The sequence below is a fragment of the Bacillus sp. AFS041924 genome (assembly GCF_002577195.1).
Taxonomy (GTDB): Bacteria; Bacillota; Bacilli; order Bacillales; family Bacillaceae_G; genus Gottfriedia.
Genome location: NZ_NULG01000102.1, coordinates 1 through 22,915 on the forward strand (window position 1 = coordinate 1; position 22,915 = coordinate 22,915).

General features: G+C 33.3%; 17 protein-coding genes and 1 tRNA gene. 2 read left to right on the forward strand and 16 right to left on the reverse strand.

Going from position 1 to position 22,915, the window contains the following annotated elements; all coding sequences use genetic code 11:
* Positions 1–67 precede the first annotated feature (67 nt).
* Genes hemL through hemA form a run of 6 tightly spaced genes read right to left on the reverse strand, consistent with a single transcriptional unit; the run spans position 68 to position 6,281 of the window.
* A complete protein-coding gene (hemL, locus tag COC46_RS17720) occupies positions 68–1,354 on the reverse strand; it encodes a glutamate-1-semialdehyde 2,1-aminomutase (RefSeq protein WP_098811248.1) in 1,287 nt (428 codons plus the stop codon).
* Positions 1,355–1,360: 6 nt separating this feature from the next.
* On the reverse strand, positions 1,361–2,347 hold the full coding sequence (hemB, locus tag COC46_RS17725; RefSeq protein WP_098811249.1) for a porphobilinogen synthase: 987 nt from the start codon (positions 2,345–2,347) through the stop codon (positions 1,361–1,363).
* 35 nt (positions 2,348–2,382) lie between these two features.
* Entirely contained in the window at positions 2,383–3,147 is a 765-nt protein-coding gene (locus COC46_RS17730) for a uroporphyrinogen-III synthase (protein ID WP_098811250.1), read from the reverse strand.
* Positions 3,140–4,072 carry a hydroxymethylbilane synthase gene (hemC, locus tag COC46_RS17735; RefSeq protein ID WP_098811251.1) on the reverse strand — a complete coding sequence of 311 codons (933 nt, stop codon included), beginning with the start codon at positions 4,070–4,072 and terminating at the stop codon, positions 3,140–3,142. Before hemC ends, COC46_RS17730 begins: the two co-directional genes overlap by 8 nt.
* Before the next feature lie 12 nt (positions 4,073–4,084).
* Positions 4,085–4,918: a cytochrome c biogenesis protein CcsA gene (gene ccsA, locus COC46_RS17740; protein ID WP_098811252.1), complete on the reverse strand. Its 834-nt coding sequence runs from the start codon at positions 4,916–4,918 to the stop codon at positions 4,085–4,087.
* 10 nt (positions 4,919–4,928) lie between these two features.
* The gene (gene hemA / locus COC46_RS17745; RefSeq protein ID WP_098811253.1) at positions 4,929–6,281 is read right to left on the reverse strand and encodes a glutamyl-tRNA reductase; all 1,353 of its coding nucleotides are present in this window, start codon (positions 6,279–6,281) and stop codon (positions 4,929–4,931) included.
* A gap of 217 nt (positions 6,282–6,498) precedes the next feature.
* Between hemA and COC46_RS17750 the strand changes: the two genes are divergently transcribed.
* The gene (locus COC46_RS17750; RefSeq protein ID WP_098811254.1) at positions 6,499–6,981 is read left to right on the forward strand and encodes a hypothetical protein; all 483 of its coding nucleotides are present in this window, start codon (positions 6,499–6,501) and stop codon (positions 6,979–6,981) included.
* 47 nt (positions 6,982–7,028) lie between these two features.
* Positions 7,029–8,084 (forward strand): ion channel, encoded by a 1,056-nt coding sequence (locus COC46_RS17755; RefSeq protein ID WP_255294956.1) that lies wholly within the window; start codon positions 7,029–7,031, stop codon positions 8,082–8,084.
* 232 nt (positions 8,085–8,316) lie between these two features.
* Here the strand turns inward: COC46_RS17755 and COC46_RS17760 are convergent, their stop codons facing one another.
* The 10 genes from COC46_RS17760 to COC46_RS17805 all read right to left on the reverse strand — a co-directional run bounded on the left by COC46_RS17760 (position 8,317) and on the right by COC46_RS17805 (position 22,893).
* Entirely contained in the window at positions 8,317–8,838 is a 522-nt protein-coding gene (locus tag COC46_RS17760) for a hypothetical protein (protein WP_098811256.1), read from the reverse strand.
* Positions 8,831–11,632, reverse strand: coding sequence for a DUF3289 family protein (locus tag COC46_RS17765; RefSeq protein ID WP_098811257.1), 2,802 nt, complete (start codon positions 11,630–11,632; stop codon positions 8,831–8,833). Before COC46_RS17765 ends, COC46_RS17760 begins: the two co-directional genes overlap by 8 nt.
* Before the next feature lie 1,025 nt (positions 11,633–12,657).
* Positions 12,658–13,242, reverse strand: a complete 585-nt coding sequence (gene yihA, locus COC46_RS17770; RefSeq protein WP_098811258.1) for a ribosome biogenesis GTP-binding protein YihA/YsxC — start codon at positions 13,240–13,242, stop codon at positions 12,658–12,660.
* Positions 13,239–15,563, reverse strand: coding sequence for an endopeptidase La (gene lon / locus COC46_RS17775; protein ID WP_098811259.1), 2,325 nt, complete (start codon positions 15,561–15,563; stop codon positions 13,239–13,241). The genes yihA and lon overlap by 4 nt, the downstream gene beginning before the upstream one ends.
* Positions 15,564–15,837: 274 nt before the next feature.
* Positions 15,838–17,535: an ATP-dependent protease LonB gene (gene lonB, locus COC46_RS17780; protein WP_098811260.1), complete on the reverse strand. Its 1,698-nt coding sequence runs from the start codon at positions 17,533–17,535 to the stop codon at positions 15,838–15,840.
* Between the two features lie 184 nt (positions 17,536–17,719).
* Positions 17,720–18,991, reverse strand: a complete 1,272-nt coding sequence (clpX, locus tag COC46_RS17785; protein ID WP_098811261.1) for an ATP-dependent protease ATP-binding subunit ClpX — start codon at positions 18,989–18,991, stop codon at positions 17,720–17,722.
* 359 nt (positions 18,992–19,350) lie between these two features.
* Complete coding sequence (gene tig / locus COC46_RS17790; RefSeq protein ID WP_098811262.1) at positions 19,351–20,631, reverse strand: trigger factor; 1,281 nt, start codon at positions 20,629–20,631, stop codon at positions 19,351–19,353.
* Positions 20,632–20,916: 285 nt separating this feature from the next.
* On the reverse strand, positions 20,917–21,903 hold the full coding sequence (locus tag COC46_RS17795) for a tetratricopeptide repeat protein (RefSeq protein WP_098811263.1): 987 nt from the start codon (positions 21,901–21,903) through the stop codon (positions 20,917–20,919).
* 146 nt (positions 21,904–22,049) lie between these two features.
* Entirely contained in the window at positions 22,050–22,607 is a 558-nt protein-coding gene (locus COC46_RS17800; RefSeq protein ID WP_098811264.1) for a DUF4240 domain-containing protein, read from the reverse strand.
* 212 nt (positions 22,608–22,819) lie between these two features.
* Positions 22,820–22,893 (reverse strand) — tRNA-Arg (locus COC46_RS17805).
* Between the last annotated feature and the right edge of the window lie 22 nt (positions 22,894–22,915).

The window sequence follows — 22,915 nt, forward strand, 5'->3', positions numbered from 1 at the left end:
AAGAAAGCGAGCGTTTGTCACCAGTCTGAAAAGGTGCCTCTATAAAAGAGACACCTTTTCATTCTATCTATACTAATTGCGAGAATGCGTATTCAGCAGCCGCAATCGTTTTTTGAATATCTTCGTCTGTATGTGATGTTGATAGGAATAAGCCTTCGAATTGTGATGGCGGTAAGAAGACACCTTGCTCAGCCATTAGTTGATAGTATTTCGCAAACATCTCTAAGTTAGAAGTTTTTGCTGCTTCATAATTTTCAACTTTTTCATTTGTGAAGAAGAATCCAACCATTGAACCTGCACGATTAATACAATGTGGAATATTGTATTTTTCTGCAGCAGCTTTATAACCAGCTTCTAGCAGATCAGCTTTACGATTAAATTCTACATAATCTTCTTGAGATAACTGACTTAATGTTTCGTATCCTGCCGTCATCGCTAAAGGATTTCCAGAAAGTGTTCCTGCTTGGTAAATTGGGCCGCTTGGGGCAATTTGATTCATGATTTCAGCTTTACCACCATACGCACCTACAGGTAGACCTCCACCAATTACTTTACCTAAGCAAGTAAGATCAGGTGTTACACCAAAATGACCTTGTGCACAATTATAGCCTACACGGAAGCCAGTCATTACTTCATCAAAAATTAATAATGTACCATATTGAGTAGTAATTTCTCTTAAGCCTTCTAAGAATCCGTCTACCGGTGGAACAACACCCATATTACCTGCAACAGGTTCAACAATAACAGCAGCTAGGTCATCTCCGAATTGTTCAAAAGCATATCTAATACTTTCTAGATCATTATAAGGTACAGTGATTGTATTAGCTGCAACGCCTTCTGGTACACCAGGGCTATCTGGTAATCCAAGTGTAGCTACACCAGAACCAGCTTTAATTAATAAAGAATCACCATGTCCATGGTAGCATCCTTCAAATTTTAAAATTTTGTTACGGCCAGTAAAACCACGTGCAAGTCGTAAAGCACTCATTGTAGCTTCTGTTCCTGAGTTTACCATTCGAACAACTTCAATAGATGGTACTCTTTCGATCACAAGTTTAGCTAACTCTGTTTCTTTTAAAGTTGGTGCTCCAAAGCTAGTACCAGTTTCAGCAGTACGCTTTAAACCTTCCACTACTCGCTCATTCGAGTGGCCTAAAATTAGTGGTCCCCATGATAACACATAATCAATATATTCATTCCCGTCAATATCATATATTTTAGAACCTTTTCCATGGCTCATAAATATAGGTGACATATTAACACTTTTAAATGCACGAACCGGACTATTTACTCCACCAGGAAGTACTTGTTTTGCCTCTTCAAACGCTTCAATTGACTTGTTATATGATCTCATTTATTTTTACTTCCCTTCTGATAACCATCTGCAAGCATCTTTAGCATGATAAGTCATAATCATATCTGCGCCAGCACGTTTCATACTAATTAATTTTTCCATTACAACCTTTTCTTCTTCAATCCAACCATTAATTGCAGCAGCTTTAACCATTGCATATTCTCCACTAACATTATAAGCAACGATCGGTTGGTGATAGTTATTTCGGATGTCACGAATGATATCCAAATATGAAAGAGCTGGTTTAATAATTAAGAAATCTGCACCTTCAACTGTATCTGATTCTGCTTCACGGAATGCTTCTAAACGATTTGCAGGATCCATTTGATAAGCTTTACGATCACCTTGTCCTGGAGCACTTTGAGCTGCTTCACGGAATGGTCCATAAAATGCTGAAGCATATTTTACTGCATAAGACATAATTGGGATATTATCAAATCCAGCTTCATCTAAAGCATGACGAATTGTTGCTACGAACCCATCCATCATATTGGAAGGAGCAATAATATCTGCGCCAGCCTGTGCTTGACTTACTGCTGTTTTTGCTAATAGTATTAACGATTCATCGTTCTTAACATACCCATCTTCTAAAACTCCACAATGTCCATGATCTGTATATTCACATAAACATGTATCTGCAATAACAATCATTTCTGGATACTGTTCTTTCGTTTGAGAAATCGCTCTTTGTACGATGCCTGTCGCGCAGTAAGCTTCTGAACCAACTGCGTCTTTTACATCAGGAATACCAAAGAATATGACAGATTTAATACCTAATGATTCGATCTCTTCCATTTCCTTTTTTAGTTCATCTAATGAAAATTGAAATACACCTGGCATTGAACTAATCGGATTTTTTACACCTTGTCCTTCAACAACAAAAATCGGATAAATAAAATCTTCTTTATGTAAATGCGTTTCTCTAACCATAGAGCGTAATGCTGGTGTTCTTCTTAAACGACGGTGACGATCAAACGGAATAGAATAAGTCATCTTTTTCTCCTTCTTTTCTCTTCAAGACAATATGATTAATCAATATCATCTACTATTTTTTTAATTAATGATTCAGTTGTAAACTTACTAGGAACAACAATATTTTTCAAACCTTTTTCGATAGCTTTTTGTGCGGTCACTTCCCCGATACAAGCGATTTTAATGTTTCTTAAGCCATCCATACTAATCGTATTTTCGATCAAAAAACAAAACTGTTCTACACTAAATGGATTTAAAAAAGTAATCACATCTAGTTTTCTATCGTTTAATAAATTTAACAGTTCATTTTTAATCCCTACATTTGCAATGGTCTCATAAACAGTTAGTAACTTAACACGATGACCATTTTTTTCAAGTATTTTTGGTACATTATCACTTGCTAAAGAGCCACGTATAAATAAAAATTTTGTTCCTTTTTCTACTATGTAACTTAACTCAGATGCAAATGTTTTGCCAGTAAATTGACTTGGAAGAAAATTCACCTCAAATCCTTCTTCATTTAATCGATTCTTCGTTTTTTCTCCGACAGCCCCAATTTTTTTTTGAAGAATTTTTTGTTTTAGATCCTTTGTAAGATTCTGCACAAAATAATGTACTGAATTTACACTTGTGAATAAAATCCATTCTGTATCAAGAACTAAATTTTCCAATTCATTCATTGAAATATTACTTTTAACTATTTTTTGAAGTGGAAGATTAATAGGACAACCACCAAACTGATGAATTAAATGATTAAATTCATCAGCCTGGTGCTCTGCCCTTGTCACTAAAATATTTATTCCATTTAAGGAATTATTCATCCGCTGCCTCTTTTACAGAATCAATAATATCCTTTGCTCCACGTTCAATTAATAAATTTGCTGCTTTTTCACCAATTTCGGTTGGATCATATCCTTTAACAGTTTCTTTTAAGATCATTGATCCATCTGGTTTTGCTACTAATGCAGTTAACGAGATTTCATTCGTTTCATCGATCGTTGCAAATCCAGCGATTGGAACTTGGCAACCACCTTCCATTTTATGAAGAAATACACGTTCAGCTGCTACTGTTGTATATGTTAATTCATCATTTAATCTATTTAATAATTCACGGATTTCTGCATCATTTTCACGACATTCGATAGCAAGTGAACCTTGACCTACTGCTGGTACACAGATTGTTTCATCGATGTATTCATTTATACTTTCTTCTGCCCATCCCATTCTTTTTAGTCCAGCTGCTGCAAGTATGATCGCGTCGTATTCATTATCCCTTAGCTTTTGAATACGCGTATCGATATTTCCACGAATCCATTTAATTTGTAAATCCGGACGAACTGCTTTAATCTGAGCACTTCTTCTTAAACTACTTGTACCAACTATTGCGCCTTCCTCAAGTTCCATTAAGCCTTTCCCACTATTTGAAAGTAGGGCATCCCTAGGATCAACACGTTTTGGAGTACAACCGATCATTAAACCTTCAGGTAAAATTGCCGGCATATCCTTCATACTATGTACTGCTAAATCAATTTCATTAGTTAACATTGCATGTTCGATTTCTTTAACAAATAAACCTTTTCCGCCAACTTTTGAAAGAGTTACATCTAAAATTACATCACCTTTTGTAACGATTTCCTTTAACTCAAAATCATAATCAGGTGCTACTTCTTTTAACTTCTCAACAAACCACTTTGTTTGTGTTAATGCTAGTTTACTTCTTCTTGTACCAACTATTATTTTACGCATCGTTACAGCTCCTTACGTACTCCATAAATGAAACTTTGAATATAGGTTTGAAACTACATAATTTCCGAACAAAACTAAAAAGCAACAGATGTTAAATATGCAAAGAGATTTGCCATAGAAACGGTTGCTTACTTTTAAATACATAAATGTACTATACATGATTAAAACGAAAAATGAGCCAATTACTTTCATATCATACCAAACAAATGTATGCAATCGAATACTTGCCCAAATAACGCCTAAGATAAGGGAAGTTAGCATAAGTGGAACACCAAATAAGTTAAATGTTATAAACATTTTTTCCAACTTACCTAAACTCCCCAATTTCTTTAGATGTGACGACCATTTCTTCTTTTTTAATAAAAAGTATTGAAAAATATACATAACTGAAAAAATAAAAGACAGAGTAAAGGCCCCGTATGCTAAAAAAGCAAGTCCTATATGGATATATAGTAATTCCGACTTTAACTGATCGACTAAAGTAGCCGTTTTACCAGCCTTTGGAATTAATATTGACAATGAAAATACTAAAAATGAAACAACATTTGTAAAGAAAACTAAATACTCTAGTTTTACTAACCAATTAATAATCATCGATAAAGAGATGATGATCCATACATAAATATATAGCCCTTCTCTTGAAGTAATAAAGGAATATAAACTGTATTGGCTAACGGTGTAAATCATTAAAACAGTAGAAAACACCCAAACAATTGCTAGCAAATAAAATGCTACTCGACTTGCCATTCTATTTGTATCTATAAAATCTATGAAAGAAAAAACGATACTCCATGCAAACAATAAGATTAATAAGTGGTAGATAAAACTACTTTCCAAAAGCGCCACTAGCTAAACCTCATAAATAACCTAAGTTTTGTTTTAAAGAAATAGTCTCTTTTTCTTGTTTAGTTTGCATGTGTTTTTCATCTTTAGATTCTTCTAAAAATTCATCTAGACTAAATATTTCTTTAAAAAGAGCAATTTGTGCTTCAGAGTGTTTTGATGTGCCCAGTTCTTTTGCTTTCATAATTGGATCACGTAAAAGTTGATTTACGATACTTTTTGTGTGCTTTTGAATAATTCTCAAGTCTCTTTCAGATAAATGTGGTAGCTTGCGTTCTAGACTACACATTGTATCCGCTTGAATATCTAATGCTTTTTCACGTAAAGCAGAGATGACTGGAACAACGCCTAGCATTGATAACCAACATTGAAAATTATCAATTTCTTCAACGATTGCTTTCTTAATTTTAATTGCCTCACGTTCACGCTCTGCTAAATTCTCAGCAACAATGCCTTGAAGATCATCAATATCGTATAAAAAGGCACTATCAATATTATGAATTGATGGTTCAATATCTCTTGGAACTGCAATATCAACTAAGAATAATGGCTTACCTTTTCTTGATTTTTCAATGCGACGCATCATGTTTTCAGTAATTACATATTCTTTAGATCCAGTTGAACTAATAACGATATCCGCTTCTTTTAATGAGCTTTCTAGTGAATCTAGCCCTTTTCCGTTCCCATTAAACAGACCAGCAAGCTTTACTGCATTTTCAACAGTTCGATTAATAACGGTGACTTTTCCTACCCCTTGAGAATATAGGTTTTGTAAAGCAAGATTACTCATTTTTCCAGCTCCAACTATTAGTACATTGCAGCCCTTTAAATTACTGAATATCTTTTTTGACAGTTCCACAGCAGCATAACTTACAGATACAGCATTTTCAGCGATTCCAGTTTCAGAGTGAACCTTTTTCGCAAATGTAATTGCTTGCTTAAATAAGTGATTAAAAATAGTTCCAATTACATTATTTTCCTGAGCAAGTAAATAACTATCTTTTACTTGTCCAAGAATTTGAGTCTCACCAATTACCATTGAATCTAGACCACTTGCTACATTGAATAAATGCGTGATTGCATCATTTCCAGTTTTAATAATTAAATATGGTGATAATTCTTCATCTTTTAATCCAAATCGTTGTAGTAGAAAACGTTTCATATAATATTGACCAGTATGAACTTGGTCAACAACTGCATAAATCTCCGTACGATTACAAGTAGATACGATAATGTTTTCCAAGATGCTTTTTTCATTTTTTAATGAGTTCATTGCGTCCTGTAGTTCATTTGGAGCAAACGCTACTTTTTCTCGCACTTCAATTGGGGCAGTTTTATAATTAATCCCTATTGTAATGATGTGCATTTCCTAAGGCCCCCCTAAAAATCTTGTACAAACGATGTGCTTATCTCTATATTTACTTAGCAAAATATCATAACTATGCTCTACATCAATATGCTATCATAAATGTAATATTTTGTAGAATTTTTTATCCGATTTATACTATTAAATGTACACCAATTTTATTATACAATAATTTTTAAATAAAAGTGATTACAAATAATGTTAAACAGGAGTTGCTATGAAAAAAAATCGATTATTTATTGGAATCCTATTAATTGGCTTTGGCATTTATTATCTTATTTCAAAATGGCAAGTCCCGGCTTTACAATTTTTCACATTTTGGACTACTCCAATCTTGATTACTGGGATTGCCCTTCTCGTTCAAGCTTTTAAGGGAAGAGAAACTCACTATGTTTTCCCAGGGATTGTAGTACTTGGATTTGGGATTCATTTTTATGCAATTGAACATTTTCAAAATTGGCCAAACCATTGGTCCGTTTTAACACTTATTATCTCAATAGGTATGTTTCTACAATCAAGAAAAGGAAAAGGTGAATTACTACCTGGTTTACTATTATTTATTATGTCTTTATTTTTCCTTTTTAATGAGAAGCTTACAACAATGCTTGGTTCTCTCCAATCACAAGTCTCTTATTTCCAGCAATATTGGCCAATTTTAATTGCGGTGATTGGATTATATCTTCTATTTTCAAAAAAATAGGCATACTTTTTAATACATAACTAGTGGTTTTTATAGGAGGAATGCCCTTGCTATACTTCCTTACTTTGTGGAAAAAATTTGTATCTTTTAATTATGTATCAATTTTAATTCTATCTATTTTAATTGTTTCTTTCGGTACAATAACTATACATATTTTAGAACCAAAAACATTTCCAACTTTATTTGATGGTTTATGGTGGACAATGACAACTTTAACTACTGTAGGCTATGGTGATTTCTTTCCAAAAACAGTAGCAGGAAAATGCTTAGGAATGTTTTTATTTATTTTTGGTGTCGGTATTATTGGCTTATTAGTATCTAAAACTGTTGATTCTTTTTCTAACTATCATCGTTTAAAGCTGGAGGGAAGAATTGTGTATAAAGAAAATGATCATTTTATTTACATCGGTTGGTCTAAAAAAACAAGAGATGCAATCGAGGAACTATTCGATTCTTCGCCGAATGCAAAAATAGTATTAATTGAAAATCTAGATACTTCACCATATGACCATCCTCAAGTTCATTTTATTCAAGGGGACCCTTCAATCGAAAAAACTTTACTGAATGCCAATATATTTGGGGCTAAAAGGGTGTGTATTTTTGCAGATTCTTCAATTGAAGATAGTGTTTTAAAGGATGGAAAAACTCTTTTAATTGCTTCTGCAGTTGAATCACTTTCAAGTACAAATAATAAACCTATACATACTATTGTAGAAATCTCTAAAGAAGACCATATCGTTAATTTTAAACACGTAAACGTAGATGATTTTGTATTATCATATGAATCCGTCTCACGTTTAATCGCTAAGACTACTTTACATCCAGGAACTTCAACCATTTTTAGGCATTTTTTAAATACAAAGTTTGATGGAAGTAATATACATGTGATTCCCCCTAATGAAGAATGGAAAACTTATGAAGATGCATATCTACAATTATTTGAAAAAGGAGCAACTTTATTAGCAATTAATGAACAGTTAAATATTCCAAAGTTAAAAGAATACAAATTAAACTTGACTGATCGTTTATATATTTATTGTGATGAAGATTTATTAAAAGAGATCATGAAAGCAAAAAGAGCAGGATGGGCAGGGTTAACTTAGTAGGAATCGATTTTCAGCTTTAAATCTGGTGGATAATAAAGTACCCTATAGAGTAGACTTTTTAGTGTCTAGTCTATAGGGTACTTTTTTCAATGGTCTTTTTGAAGCTTTAAGAAAGACTGTTAAATAATAAGGGACCGCTATGGAAGATATTCATAGCGGTCCCTAGTCTATCTTGGTGTACTAGTCATAATTTCTATCAATTTTCATTTCTTCATTCTTAAGTGTAGTATCACTTTACAAGTTGATCCTCAATAAAACGCAACCTTTTATTTATCTGTCCGTTCTTATTTTTATCATAAACATTGTATTCTTTTGGTGGTTTGGCATCTGACCAGATTATATATGCAATTAAATCATTCTTATGATGTTCTAGTCGGTCAGTATTCATGTAACTTTCATCAGGTTGCCAGTCCCTTGGCAAATCTTCACTTTCCCTATAGAAGGAAATATCAAAAGCCCTGGTTTTGCCTTCTGGTACTTTCATTTCTTCATCAACTGGATGTTCCTTAATATAATTTTCAAGTAATTCTTTCAATTCTATTAAATCTTCTGGAGGATTTAGAATCATATAATGCTTTTTAACAAGTACTTCATCTTCATCCTTTTTACTAAGGATTTCTTCTGTGTTGTTAATTTCAAAAATCTTAATTTCATCATTTGATTCCTCATTCTTACTACATCCAGTTAAGTTTAATAGAATTATAAATATACCAAACATTAAAACGATAATTTTATATTTATACTTAATCACTCAAATTCCCCTCAAATGGTACGTCCATTTCCATTACAGTAACATATGGCTTATATTCCCCATCATAATCGTCATAATGCTGTAAGACAAACCAAGAACGGAATCCTGCTAAATTGACATACACCTTCTCAACATCTGGCTGATCCAACCCAAAATGATCATATAAACGAACACGCATGACTCCTTTAAAGTGATTATTCTCTACAGAAAAATCTTTTACGGAGACGGTATTTCCCCACGTATCATTTACTGTAATTGTAAGTCCACCTACTCGATCACCCCATGAGCTAAACGTAGGATAACTAGCATTTCTCTGTACAAAATTATAAAATTCATTTGTATTCTTTGTACTTTTATCAAACTTTAGAGCTGCCAAATTACCTCCATTGTTCTTTAGTTCATCCACTAAGGCATTTTTGACAAATTCAACATAGGATTTCGTTGTTTCATGCTCACTTGCAACTTTAGTCAAGGTCTCGTTTCTGTATTCTTTTCCAGTTCCCTCTTTAAAATGTTTAATCATATCTAAAATAACATCTTCCATGTCTCCCGTGGAAAATAAGCTTGTTGACATATCCTCGAACTCATAAAAGAGTATATCTGGGAAATAAGATTCAAGTAGTTGGAGTCTAAACATCCAATTAATGTCTTTTATTTCATCTTCTGTATAATCATTTGTTTTCATATCGTTTGCTACATTTCCATTTTCATCATAGCCTTCAGGTCGATCTGATTGATAAACTACTGTATCTTTAAAATCAGCGTACAACGGTCTCAAATCCTCATTATCAAACTTTCCATCTCCGTCACTATCTTTTTTGTCAGGGAAACTCGTAGGAAAGAAACCTTCAAAATGGATTTCATAGCCAAATATTACGATCGTAAATGATATAAATTGCCCCATTTCTTCCCCATCGGTTAATCCATCACCATCACTATCTTTCTTGTTAGGATCTGAGTAAATTATACCGTATGGTGTTTTCATCCCTTTAACTTCATAGATGTCGTATAAGCCATCCCCATCGGAATCTTTTGTATCTACTTCTCCATCATCTGAATCATCGCTAGTAACAATGTCATTCGGCTTATTGTTGCTTGCAACTCGATCGTTTTCTATGAATGTTTTCATTGTCATATTTTGAAACAGCATTTCATTTTCATTAATCACATCAGGCCTGGAGTAGTCTATTTCTTTCCCCCAAAGTTCTAGCCACTTTGTCTTATCAACTATCATATATTCTCCTAAATGAGTAGTTTCTACAATTATTGTATTTTTATTTGTATCTAATACAGATTGAGGGCTTTCATACATTTCTTTATCTTCATTGTACCAAATAACAGCTAGATCATCTTCCAACGAGTCACCAAGTTTTGCTTCATCGTACGTAAACTTAATAGTTGCCCTTTCAAATTTTGAGTGCGTATTGATGCTTACAGGAGAACCAATGATTCCATGTAAATTAGTTGTTTTGATATTCACATTGTTTGTGCTACTAATTCTAGTCGTTTTACTAATATTATCCTTTGTACTAAGTCCAACTTCTACGCTTTTAATTTCTGATTTACCAGGCTGAATCATTTCCTTACTAATTGATTGTTTATAAAGTTCTTGTGAATCCTCAATTCCGTTATTATTGCTGTCTGTAGCATTCGGATTAGTCTTAAATGCATATTCATCTCCATCACTTAACCCATCGTTTTCTGTATCAAGCTTGTTAGGTAATGAACTGAACTGATGTACTTCAAATCCGTCAGTTAGACCATCTTGGTCTGAATCCCCCTTCATTAAATTAGTTTGATAAGCTTGTTCATCTTTATTATTCAGGTCGTCTTCATCGACATCTTCATCTGCATCACTTATGCCGTTAAAATCTGAATCATATTTTGTCGGGGAAAGAAATGATCTAGCCTCAAATTCAATATTATCCTGCAATCCATCACCGTCTGTATCTTTTTTAAATGGATTCATTCCCTCAAGAAATTCTATTCCATCAGTTAAAGAGTCACCATCCGTATCAGAAGTAGATTCAAAGAAAGTTGGAGTAATTGAATAGCCTGCTTTTTCAAGTCCGAATAAAACTTGTTTATATGCATTTTGATAGGATTTAGCTGCAGGGATAGCTAGTTCCTTTTCTAGAAATTCGTTACCCTTTTCAGACATTTTCACAGAGTTATTCAGATGGGCTTTTATTTTATTTCCATTTTGTTCAACCTCTTCAGAAATATCTCTTAAGATGCCGATAGCATTTTTATTGACAATTTTATCCGATAAATAAAAATTAAAAAGTATATCTGCAAGTAATACTTCAGTTGGTTGATTAAATTCGTTTTTTGTTATATATCCCCATAAACAGATTGTTAGCTTATGTTTAATTTCCAAAAGACGGTCACTTTTAAGAATCACCTCTTGTATGTATTCCTCCTGGACAGATTGTTCATATTCATCAATTAATTGTTGAAGTACGTCAAGTTCATTATCTTTTTCGATAAATTCAACTGTTTCATCAATTTGCGCTAATAGTTTTGAATCAAACTTAGCATTATTTTCTTTTATGACTTTTGTGAAACGCTTTAATTCATTTATTGCAGTCTGATCATAGATTTTTGCTATTCTGGTGTCTTCATAGAATTCATACTCACTTAACCACTGGTTCACATTTTGCTCACTAAAATTCGTATTTTCCCCTTGATTAGCCTGGTTTTTACTCCTGGCATATACCGCTTGCCCAGAACCACTCAAAATCATTGCAAAGATCAATAAAAAACTTATAATCATTTTCATTTTATTTTCCATCGTAATAATCTCCTCTATTAAAATATTATTCAAGCTAAATACGATCGTACTTATCCAATATCGTCAAAATCCTCGGGATAACGTATTAAATTAACTCTTTATAAGTATTATTTTGTCTTGCAACTAGTTGGTACCTATCAAAATTATGTCGTGATAGAGTTAGATATTCCTAACAATATGGACACAGAAATTTCTGTAAATAATAGAGTTAGATCGACACCGAATACTTAATAGTCCTGTCTTTTTAAATTTACTGAACATACATAAACTTTGACCTAATAAATTTTCTGCTTACTAACTAACGAATATTGTTTAGTTCCCTAATGTTTATATGAAACTTACGCGATGATGGTTTTTTGTGGGTTCTTAAACTGTGGAAAAAATCTTAAAAAGCATTGAAGAGGATAAAATAAACAATAATAACTTTTATAGTTCCTAGAGGGATAAATTCATTTTTCTCCTTTCCTCCCTAAAAAATAAACTTATCAACTAAGTGTCATTATTAGTTTACAGATTAAAAATATGGAAAAAAAGGTAAATTTTTCCTAAAATTAATTATTATATAGATGAATAATTAATCTTTCTTTAAAAATTTTGTATAAGAAAATAGCCTAAAAACTGAAATATGAGCAGTACTAATTGTTTTAGATTTGCGCTCTTTGAAAAACAATTTCCTATTGTAGAAAATAAATTTCTATGGAAAGTCTTTCCGAACCTAGACCATATTAATTCTTGAAACTACCCATCTGACACGAATCATTTTAATATTGTGTCTTTAAATATGGGGCGCATCTTTAATTCGGGTAGGTATTTTTTTGACCAACTGCTTTTACATACAGGTTATTGGAAAATGGTTTAATTTCTTTATTAGTAAAATATTAATTAAAATTCACCGAACCCATTTTTTCTATTTATGAACCAAAAGTACCTTAGGGCAGGGAAACCGGGAAAGGCAGGAAAGCAGGGTTAAGAGATTAGAAAGGATAAAATATAAAAAAACTGGTGGATTGTTTCCACCAGTTTTTTTATTTACACATACGGTCAATTACAGACCATGCTTTTTCTTTACCCATACCAGTCTCAGAAGAGAATAGTATCAACTCATCGCCTTCTTCAATCTGTAATTTTTCACGAACTACTTTGGCATGCTTTTCCCATTTACCTTTAGGGATTTTGTCAGCCTTTGTTGCTACGATAATGACTGGGATTCCGTAATGCTTTAAGAAATCATACATCATTACATCATCTTCTGTTGGTGAATGACGCAGATCAACTAATAAAATAACAGCTCTTAATTGCTCTCGAGTTGTAATATACGTTTCAATCATTTTACCCCATGCTTCTCGTTCCTTTTTAGAAACTTTTGCATAACCATATCCTGGAACGTCCACATAGAAAAGCTGTTCATTTATTAAAAAGAAATTCAGCGTTTGTGTTTTCCCAGGCTTTGATGATGTACGGGCTAACGCTTTTCGATTTAACATTTTATTAATAAACGAAGATTTCCCAACATTTGATCGACCTGCCAAAGCGATTTCAGGAAATTGTGTATCTGGATATTGATTTGGTCGGACTGCACTAATGACAATATCCGCTGTTGTTACTTTCATTTTTTCACTCCTACTATTGCATGTGCAAGCACTTCATCTAAATGGGAAACAGGAATAACATTTAAACCTTCCTTCACCATTGGCGGCACATCTTCTAAATCTTTTTCATTCTCTTTTGGTATGATCACAGTTGTTAAACCTGCACGGTGTGCGCTTAACATTTTTTCTTTTAAACCACCGATTGGCAATACTCGACCACGTAATGTGATTTCACCAGTCATTCCAACCTCTTTTCGGATTGGTTTATTTGTTAAGGCTGATATCAATGCTGTAGCCATCGTAATACCTGCTGAAGGGCCATCTTTTGGAACTGCGCCTTCTGGAACATGAATATGAATATCATATTTCTCATGGAAATTTTGGTCAATATTCAATTCTTCTGCTTTTGAGCGTATATAGCTAAATGCCGCTTGCGCTGACTCCTTCATGACATCCCCAAGCTTACCAGTTAGAGTTAGCTTACCCTTTCCAGGATATAGTGATACTTCGATAGAAAGTGTGTCTCCTCCAAATGCAGTATATGCTAAACCTGTAGCTACACCAATTTGGTCCTCACTTTCCATTTGACCATAAGAGAATGTTCTTTTACCTAAGAATTCTTCAATATTTTTATCCGTAAAAATAATTTTTTGCTTTTCATTTGAAACAATTAACTTAGCAGCTTTTCTACATAGTTTCGCAAGAACTCGTTCTAATGACCTTACTCCTGCTTCACGTGTATAATGGCGAATAATTGCAGTCAATGCACTTTCACGAATTTGTACAGTCGATTTATTTAAGCCATGCTCTGCTAATTTTTTAGGGAACAAATGCTTTTTAGCTATATTAACTTTTTCAAGTTCCGTATAGCCAGATAATGTGATAATTTCCATTCGATCACGTAATGGACCTGGAATTGTTGATAAATCATTTGCAGTTGCTACAAATAAAACTTGAGATAAATCAAAAGGCTCTTCGATATAATGATCACTAAATGTATTATTTTGTTCAGGGTCCAATACTTCTAACATCGCAGACGCTGGATCTCCTCTAAAGTCACTAGACATTTTATCAATTTCATCAAGTAAGAATACAGGATTATTTGAAATTGCTTTCTTCATTCCTTGGATGATTCGCCCTGGCATAGCTCCGATATATGTTCTTCTGTGGCCTCTAATCTCTGATTCATCTCTCACACCACCTAGTGAAACACGTACAAAGTTTCTAGACAAAGCGTTTGCGATTGATTTCGCTAAAGATGTTTTACCAACCCCTGGAGGACCAGCTAAACATAATATTGGACCACGTAATGAATTCGTCAGCTGCTGAACAGCTAGATATTCTAATATTCTTTCTTTTACTTTTTCAAGTCCTTCATGTTCATTATTCAGTATTTTTTCTGAACGATGAATATCAAGTGTGTCGACTGTTTGTTTAGACCATGGTAAAGATACCATCCAATCTAAATATGTACGAACTACTCCTGCTTCTGCAGCATTAGGCGGTAGTTTCTCATATCTAGCTAACTCTTTTAAGACAACTTCCTTCGTCTCTTCAGGCAAATTTGCCTCTTCGATTTTCGTTAAAAGCTTATCAACTTCTTCGGTTTTCCCTTCCCGATCACCTAGTTCGCGTTGAATAACCTTTAGTTGTTCTCTTAAGAAATATTCTTTTTGAGTTTTATCAATATTTTTCTTTACTTGTAAGCCAATCTTTTCTTCAAGCTTCAGTAATTCTTTCTCATCTTGAAGGAAATTTAAGATAATATGTATTCTTTCGGAAACATCAACAGTTGCTAATATTTTTTGTTTTTCTTCTTCCCTTAATGGAATTGAATCGATCATAGCATCTGCAAGTTTCCCCGGTTGATCCTGCTTTACAATTGAAGCAATCGTTTCCGGTAAAATTCGTTTTGATAATTTACTGTATTGTTTAAAATGTTGCAGTAAAGTTCTCATTAAAGCACGAAGCTCTTTAGAGTCATCCTCTACATCTGGATATTCTTCTACCTTTACAGTTAAGAAATCATTTTGATCAATGATTGATTTGATTTTTCCTCTGTGTAATCCTTCGACAGTAATTCGAACAGTGCCATTTGGAAGTGTAATTTTTTGTGATAATTTAGCCAACGTTCCAAATTGGTACAATTCGTCTATCTTTGGATTTTCAGTATCTGCATCTATTTGAGTAACAACAAAAATTAAATGATCTAACTCATCAGCTTCTTGTATAGCTTTTATCGATTTCGTTCTTCCTACATCTAGATGTGCAATAGTGGCAGGAAATACACTAATTCCTCTTAAAGGTAGGAGGGGTACAACTTTTTCTTTTGTAACAGTCATTACGTTACACCTCCATGTTTTTCATTCTATCTAGTTATTTTACCTTAACATACATATCATTTACAATGATATGCCTTAAAAGAAATGTAGAAGAGAAATAATCATTAAACAACACCTTAAAACTAAAGCTTTTAATACATTTTTAACGATGAAATTGATGTTCTTAAAAAAACAAACTAAAAAGTGTTCGCTCACTTCATTGAAAAATAGAATGCAAAAAGAGTTTGTACTCTTTATTTATTCAAAATGAAATGATTCGAACACTTATTTTTATCTACATAGATTGCGATTGATTCTCTTCAAACAACGTTAATTGTTGGAAATCACTTTTTGTTTGAGTTGGTACTTCGAATTTCCAATTATCTTTAAAGACTTCATGAAGAACTTTTTCAATGCGGTCTACAGCTAATATTTCTACATTTTTATATTGATGTAGCGTAGCTTGATCATTCTCTTTCGGAATAATAATTTTAGTTGCCCCTGCTTTAATAGCCGCCTTAACTTTCTCTGGAACACCGCCTACAGGCTTCACATCACCTTGTATGCTCATTTCACCAGTTAAAGCGATTGTATTTAATACAGGAACATTATTTACAGCTGAGAAAATCCCTACAACCATGGCAATCCCTGCAGATGGCCCATCAATTAATGCACCACTTGGGAAATTAATGTGGATTGTATAATCATCTATTGGAACACCAATTTTATGTAAAATGGTTGTTACATTTTCTAAAGAACCTTTCGCCATACTTTTTCTTCGAATTGATTTAGATTGATTACCCAAGCTTTCTTCTTCAACAATTCCAGTTATAGTTATTGTGCCTTTACCAATCTCTTTAGCCTTCATAGCACTTACTTCAATTGGTAATAAAGCACCAATATTGGCACCATAAACTGCTAAACCGTTCACTAACCCTACAGTTGGAGCTTCTGGAATCTTATTTACAAGTCTTGGTGATAGTCTACTTACAGAAACAACCCACTGAATATCATCTTCAACTAATTCTTTTCGACCAGATGTTAACACCATGCCGCCTGCTAATTGTATTAAGTTAATAGCTTCACGACCATTTTTCGCATATGTACTTACTAATTCTAGAGCTTTATCAGAAAGGCTTAATTCAATTTTTTCAGCAGAGCGTTTTGCCACTGCTTGAATCTCATCCTGTTCTAATTCTCTAAAAAATATTTCTAAACAACGTGAACGAATTGCCGGCGGTATATCTTCTGGTGATCTTGTTGTAGCACCAACTAATCTAAAATCTGCTGGTAATCCGTGTTTAAAGATTTCATGAATATGTGCCGGTATCGAAGGATTCTCTTCTTGGTAGTAAGCACTCTCAAATTTAACTTTACGATCTTCAAGTACCTTCAGCATTTTATTCATTTGAATTGGATGAAGCTCCCCAATTTCATCTATAAATAAAATACCTCCATGCGCATCGGTTACTGCACCTTTTTTAGGTTGAGGAACACCTGCTTGCCCCATCGCTCCCGCTCCTTGATAAATAGGATCATGGACTGATCCAATTAAAGGATCCGCAATTCCTCTTTCATCAAAACGAGCAGTTGTTGCATCTAATTCTACAAATACTGCATCTTGTTTAAAAGGAGTATTTGGGCTCTTTTTAGCCTCTTCTAATACAAGTCTAGCTGCTGCTGTTTTTCCAATTCCAGGTGGTCCATAAATGATTACATGCTGAGGATTTGCGCTGCATAATGAAGCTTTTAACGCTTTTATACCATCCTCTTGTCCAACAATATCATCGAAAGTAGTCGGTCTAACTCTCTCTGCTAACGGTACAGTTAAAGAAATTGATTTTAATTTACGTAACTGCTCCATTTCTTTTTTTGATTCTCTGTCAATCGAAACTTTAGTCGTCCTTTGCCCCTTTAATAAATGAATAAAATACAATGCTACGATTGTACCTAATGCTAGTTGAGCTAATAAAATAATTGTTGTTAAACTCATTCTTTACCCCTCCACTGAAGTAGAAATTAATTTTAGTATCGCCTTCTAAATGGAAGGATAAACCAAATTTTTAAAATTAAAGCAGGAGTTAGATCCTAATAAGACTATAGGATTTAGAACGATTTAAAAAATCTAACCATAAAAATGTCAAAAAAACCAAATGCAAATGCATTTGGTTTTTTACTTAAGCTAGTTTATTTTCTTTTTTCTTTAACTCTAGCTCTGTTCCATCTTCTAATACAAGCTTTGGAGCAGCACCAGTTTTAACAGTTTCTGCTGAAATAATACATTTTTGAATATCTTCACGTGAAGGTAATTCAAACATAATATCTAACATAAGACCTTCAATGATCGAACGTAGTCCACGAGCTCCAGTTTTACGCTCAATTGCTTTTTTAGCAATTTCAGTAAGTGCGCTATCCTCAAACTCAAGTTCAACTTGATCGAGCTCTAGTAATTTTTGATATTGCTTAATTAAAGCATTTTTTGGTTTAGTTAAAATTTCAACTAAAGATGCTTCATCAAGCTGCTCTAAATTAGCTAAAACTGGTAAACGACCGATGAACTCTGGAATTAAACCAAAACGTAATAAGTCTTCTGGTAATACATGGTTTAAGATTTCTTTTGAGCTTAAATCGCTCTTTTCAGAATCACCACTGAAACCAATTACCTTTTTACCTAAACGACGTTTGATAATTTGTTCGATTCCGTCAAATGCTCCACCACAAATAAATAAAATATTTGTCGTATCAATTTGAATGAATTCCTGATGAGGATGCTTACGACCACCTTGAGGAGGTACGCTTGCAACAGTTCCTTCAAGAATTTTTAAAAGTGCTTGCTGAACGCCCTCACCCGACACATCACGTGTAATTGAAGGGTTTTCAGACTTACGTGCAACTTTATCAATTTCATCGATATAAATGATACCTTTTTCAGCGCGTTCTACATCATAATCAGCTGCTTGGATTAATTTTAGAAGAATGTTTTCAACATCTTCCCCAACATATCCAGCTTCTGTTAATGAAGTTGCATCCGCAATCGCAAATGGCACATTTAAAATTCTTGCTAAAGTTTGGGCTAATAATGTTTTACCACTACCAGTTGGCCCAATCATCGCAATATTACTTTTTGAAAGCTCAACCTCATCAATTTTGCTATTTGAATTGATACGTTTGTAGTGATTATACACAGCTACAGATAAGGCTTTTTTTGCATTGTCCTGACCAATTACATATTCATCGAGAATTTCGCAAATTTCTTTTGGTTTCGGAACGTCTTTAAACTCTACTTCCTCTTCTTTTGCTAACTCTTCCTGAACAATTTCAGTACAAAGCTCAATACACTCGTCACAAATATAAACTCCAGGTCCTGCAACTAATTTTCTAACCTGAGACTGTGACTTTCCACAGAACGAACATTTTAGCTGTCCTTTTTCTTCATTAAACTTGAACATATGTTCACTCCCTCTAAAATTTCTAAAAATCTAAAAACACTCAATATGTATGTAATCCAAAAAATATGTATCTTGTAGCTATATGATAGCACACAAAATAAACAAAGCAATTATTTACTACTCTAAAATTGTTTAAATTTTTAGAATATATATATTCTAATTTAAAGTAGTTAATCCTTCTTTTAAAGAATTATTTTTAGTATAGCCACAATAATTTTTTAAAATCTGTATAACAGATTCTAACATATGTATATGTGTATTTTAAAGGAAACAGTTCTCTTTACCAAATATTTCATTATTTAAAAACAAGGCACGAAAAATTCGCGCCTTGTTTGAATCAATATATGTTTAGATAACGCTTATTTTTTTCTGCTATCTACTAATAACTCAACAGCTTTACGGATTTGAATATCGTCACGTACAGCATCAGTACCACCAAGCATAGTTACTAATTGCTCAGCAGGAACGTTGTACATTTCAGATAAACGAGCTAATTCTTCGTTCATTTCTTCTTCAGTTGCATCGATTTTTTCAGCTTCGATGATTGCATCGATTGTTAAGTCGATTCTTACACGAGCTTCAGCATCTTGACGCATTTGAGAACGTAGATCTTCTTCTTTAGTACCAGTGAATTGGTAGTAAAGTTCTAAGTTTAATCCTTGTTGTGCAATACGTTGTTCAAAGTCTTTAACCATACGGTCAACTTGGCTTTCGAACATTACATCTGGGATTTCGATTTCAGCGTTTTCAGCTGCTTTTTGAACTAAAGCATCACGTAAGCTACCTTCTACTTGAGCTTTTTTAGACTCAACTAAGTCAGTTTTGATTTTTGCTTTAAGATCTTCTAAAGTTTCTACTTCGTCGTTTACGTCTTTAGCAAACTCGTCGTTTAACTCAGGAAGTTCTTTTGATTTAATTTCATGAACAGTTACTTTGAAAGTAGCAGCTTTTCCTGCTAATTCAGCACTGTGGTATTCTTCTGGGAATGTTACATTAACATCAGTTTCTACACCAGATTTAGCTCCGATTAAAGCTTCTTCAAATCCAGGAATGAATGAACCTGAACCGATTTCTAGTGGATAGTTCTCACCTTTACCACCTTCGAAAGCTACGCCATCAACGAAACCTTCGAAATCAATTACAGCTGTATCTCCATTTTCAACAGTACCATCTTCTTTAACTACTAACTCAGCTTGACGCTCTTGTAATTTAGTTAATTCAGCTTGTACGTCTTCATCAGATACGATTGAATCCATTTCTTCAACTTCTAAGCCTTTGTATTCGCCTAATTTTACTTCAGGTTTTACAGTAACTTTCGCTTTGAAGATTAAAGTTTTACCTTTTTCCATTTGCTCAACGTCAACTTCTGGACGATCAACTGGCTCAATACCAACTTCTTCAACAGCTTTGCTGTAAGCTTCTGGTAAAATAACATCTAAAGCATCATTGTAAAGTGCTTCGATACCAAATTTTTGTTCAAAAATTGGGCGTGGTAATTTTCCTTTACGGAATCCAGGTACATTAATAGTTTTTACAACTTTTTTAAAAGCTGCATCTAAACCTTTATCTACTTCAGAAGCTTCAACTTCTACAGTTAATAGACCAACGTTAGCTTCTAATTTTTCCCATTTAGCAGTCATTGTTAGTTCCCTCCAAAATTATCTAAAAAAATATATGTGTTTACGTATTTTCGTACTATACATGCTAGTCCAAAATAAAAAGATCATGCGTGTATAATTAAGTAAATAGTCGTTACAACCATTCTATTATAACACATTCCTTTTTTGTTTCAATATTTCCTATTTTTATATGGAGAAAATATTAGTTTTTTTAATTTGTGATTTGTTATCAAATGTTTAATATTTTATATTTCAGCAAATAAAAAACATAGAAGTCAGAATGCGATTTCTATGTTTTTCCTACGTTTATCCTTTTATGTTAAAGTAACCTTCTTCTTCAAATCGTTTAACTAAAGCAATAGCACTTTTTACTGGAAAATGCTCTACATTAAATAAGTCTTTGATTTCATCTTCATCTATCATACGATCGAAATATTGTTGGACAATACAATAGAAACAGGCTGCCCAAGTATTAACTTCCGCTGGAATTGGGATAAATGGGAAATAAATTGTCATAAAATGCTGGAAGTGTGCTTTTGCGATTTCGAAAGCAGAAGGGTCTTCACTCTCTAGCACATCACTTAATTTTTTTAAAATAGCATCTACAAACGTTTTATGTTCATTTACTGAAACCGATGTATTCCAAACCATTCGTTGATTTACTTTATTCAGTTCAAAATCTTTTTCAATTGATTGTTCTTGTAAAATGAACAAAATAAAACTTTGTATTAAAGGGTTCGCTTTTGAACTTTTTAATATTTCGTGAATCTGGTCAAGAACTAAATTACAATCAATTACCCTTAATTCATTAATCAGTTCAAGCTGTTTTTCAATTGGCTCGGAATTTTCTAGCACTATATGTAAATCAAGAATTTCACCCTTTATGCCTTCTCGTTCAGAAATTACTTTCTTTGATAATGATAGCATCGCCTGGAACTTATCCATTTGATTTTCATCAATTCGTTTTTGAGTGAGTAGTTTTTTAATACTTTTTTGTAACTCTTCGTATTCTTTTAATTGAAATAAAATACTTATGTACACTTCAATTGCTTCATCACTTTCAAAAGGTCCAAAAACTAACTCTTCACATCTTTCTCTTGCTTCCTTAGTCCTATTCCCTTCTAATAAGCAAGCTACTGCAGCGAGCTCTGTTTGCGAATTTTGTTCATTCATTTCTTTTAATTGATTACATAGCATCAAAGCTTTACTAAAATTTTTTTCTTCTAATGCTTTTTTACCTAAATTGATAATCCGATCCTTCAACTTAGGAAAAAAGACAATATTATTTTCCATGTTACTCTCCCCCTAACATTTGTTATTTTCTGCACAATCTAGTTATGAAAAAGTGTATCATGAATTAAATTTATTTAAAATATGTAAGATACTAATATTTACCAGTTTGACCACCTTATGTCTACTTGGTTTACAATTATTAGCCTTTACTGTCCTAACGGCTTATGACCAAATCGCTTCCATAACTTTGGAAATCTATCTTTTAATTCATCACTCGACGTCCAGTCGATTGATAATTGTTGTTCTGGATAAAGATAACCTTTGCTTTCAATCAGTGTATTGAACTCATTCCACAACTGATCATCCCAATCGTCATCGCCTTTACGCTTGATTGAAAATGCTTGTAAGGCTAAATCTAACATTTCTTCTAGTTCTGGCGCAAGTCCCTCTTCCTCATAAATTGGAAAGATGTATTCAGCTAAATAATCAGGATTAATCAACGTTTTCTTATAGACTTGTTCACCTTGCCCAATTAACCAAGCTCTAAATTGAGCAAATGAATCCTCAGAACAGCCCCCCATAATAATCCATGCAGCTCCTAAAAGATTCACAGTATACGCATTTGAAAAAGCAGTTTCAAATTGAATTTCAAAACCAGCTATCTCATCATCTGATTGTTTTGCTAAATGTCTAATCACCCATTCGTACGGCTCTTCAACAATATGCATTTTGGATATTAACCCCCAAAATATTTTTTCGTTCATTTAGATCACTCCACTCATTTTTTTATACTAGAATAACATATCTTTCATAAATTTTATTATGCTCTAAGTCTTCTATCTAAAAGTAGAAAAAAGAAAAGGAATCCAATCATAAACTAATAATGTTATTAATTTTTCCGCCTAAGAAAGAACAACTTAAAAAAAAACAAAAAAAGACACTTATTTTACGTTACGTAAAACAAGTGTCTTTTGGACGTCCTGAGAGGGATTCGAACCCCCGACCGACGGCTTAGAAGGCCGTTGCTCTATCCTGCTGAGCTACCAGGACATATGGAGCGGGTGATGGGAAT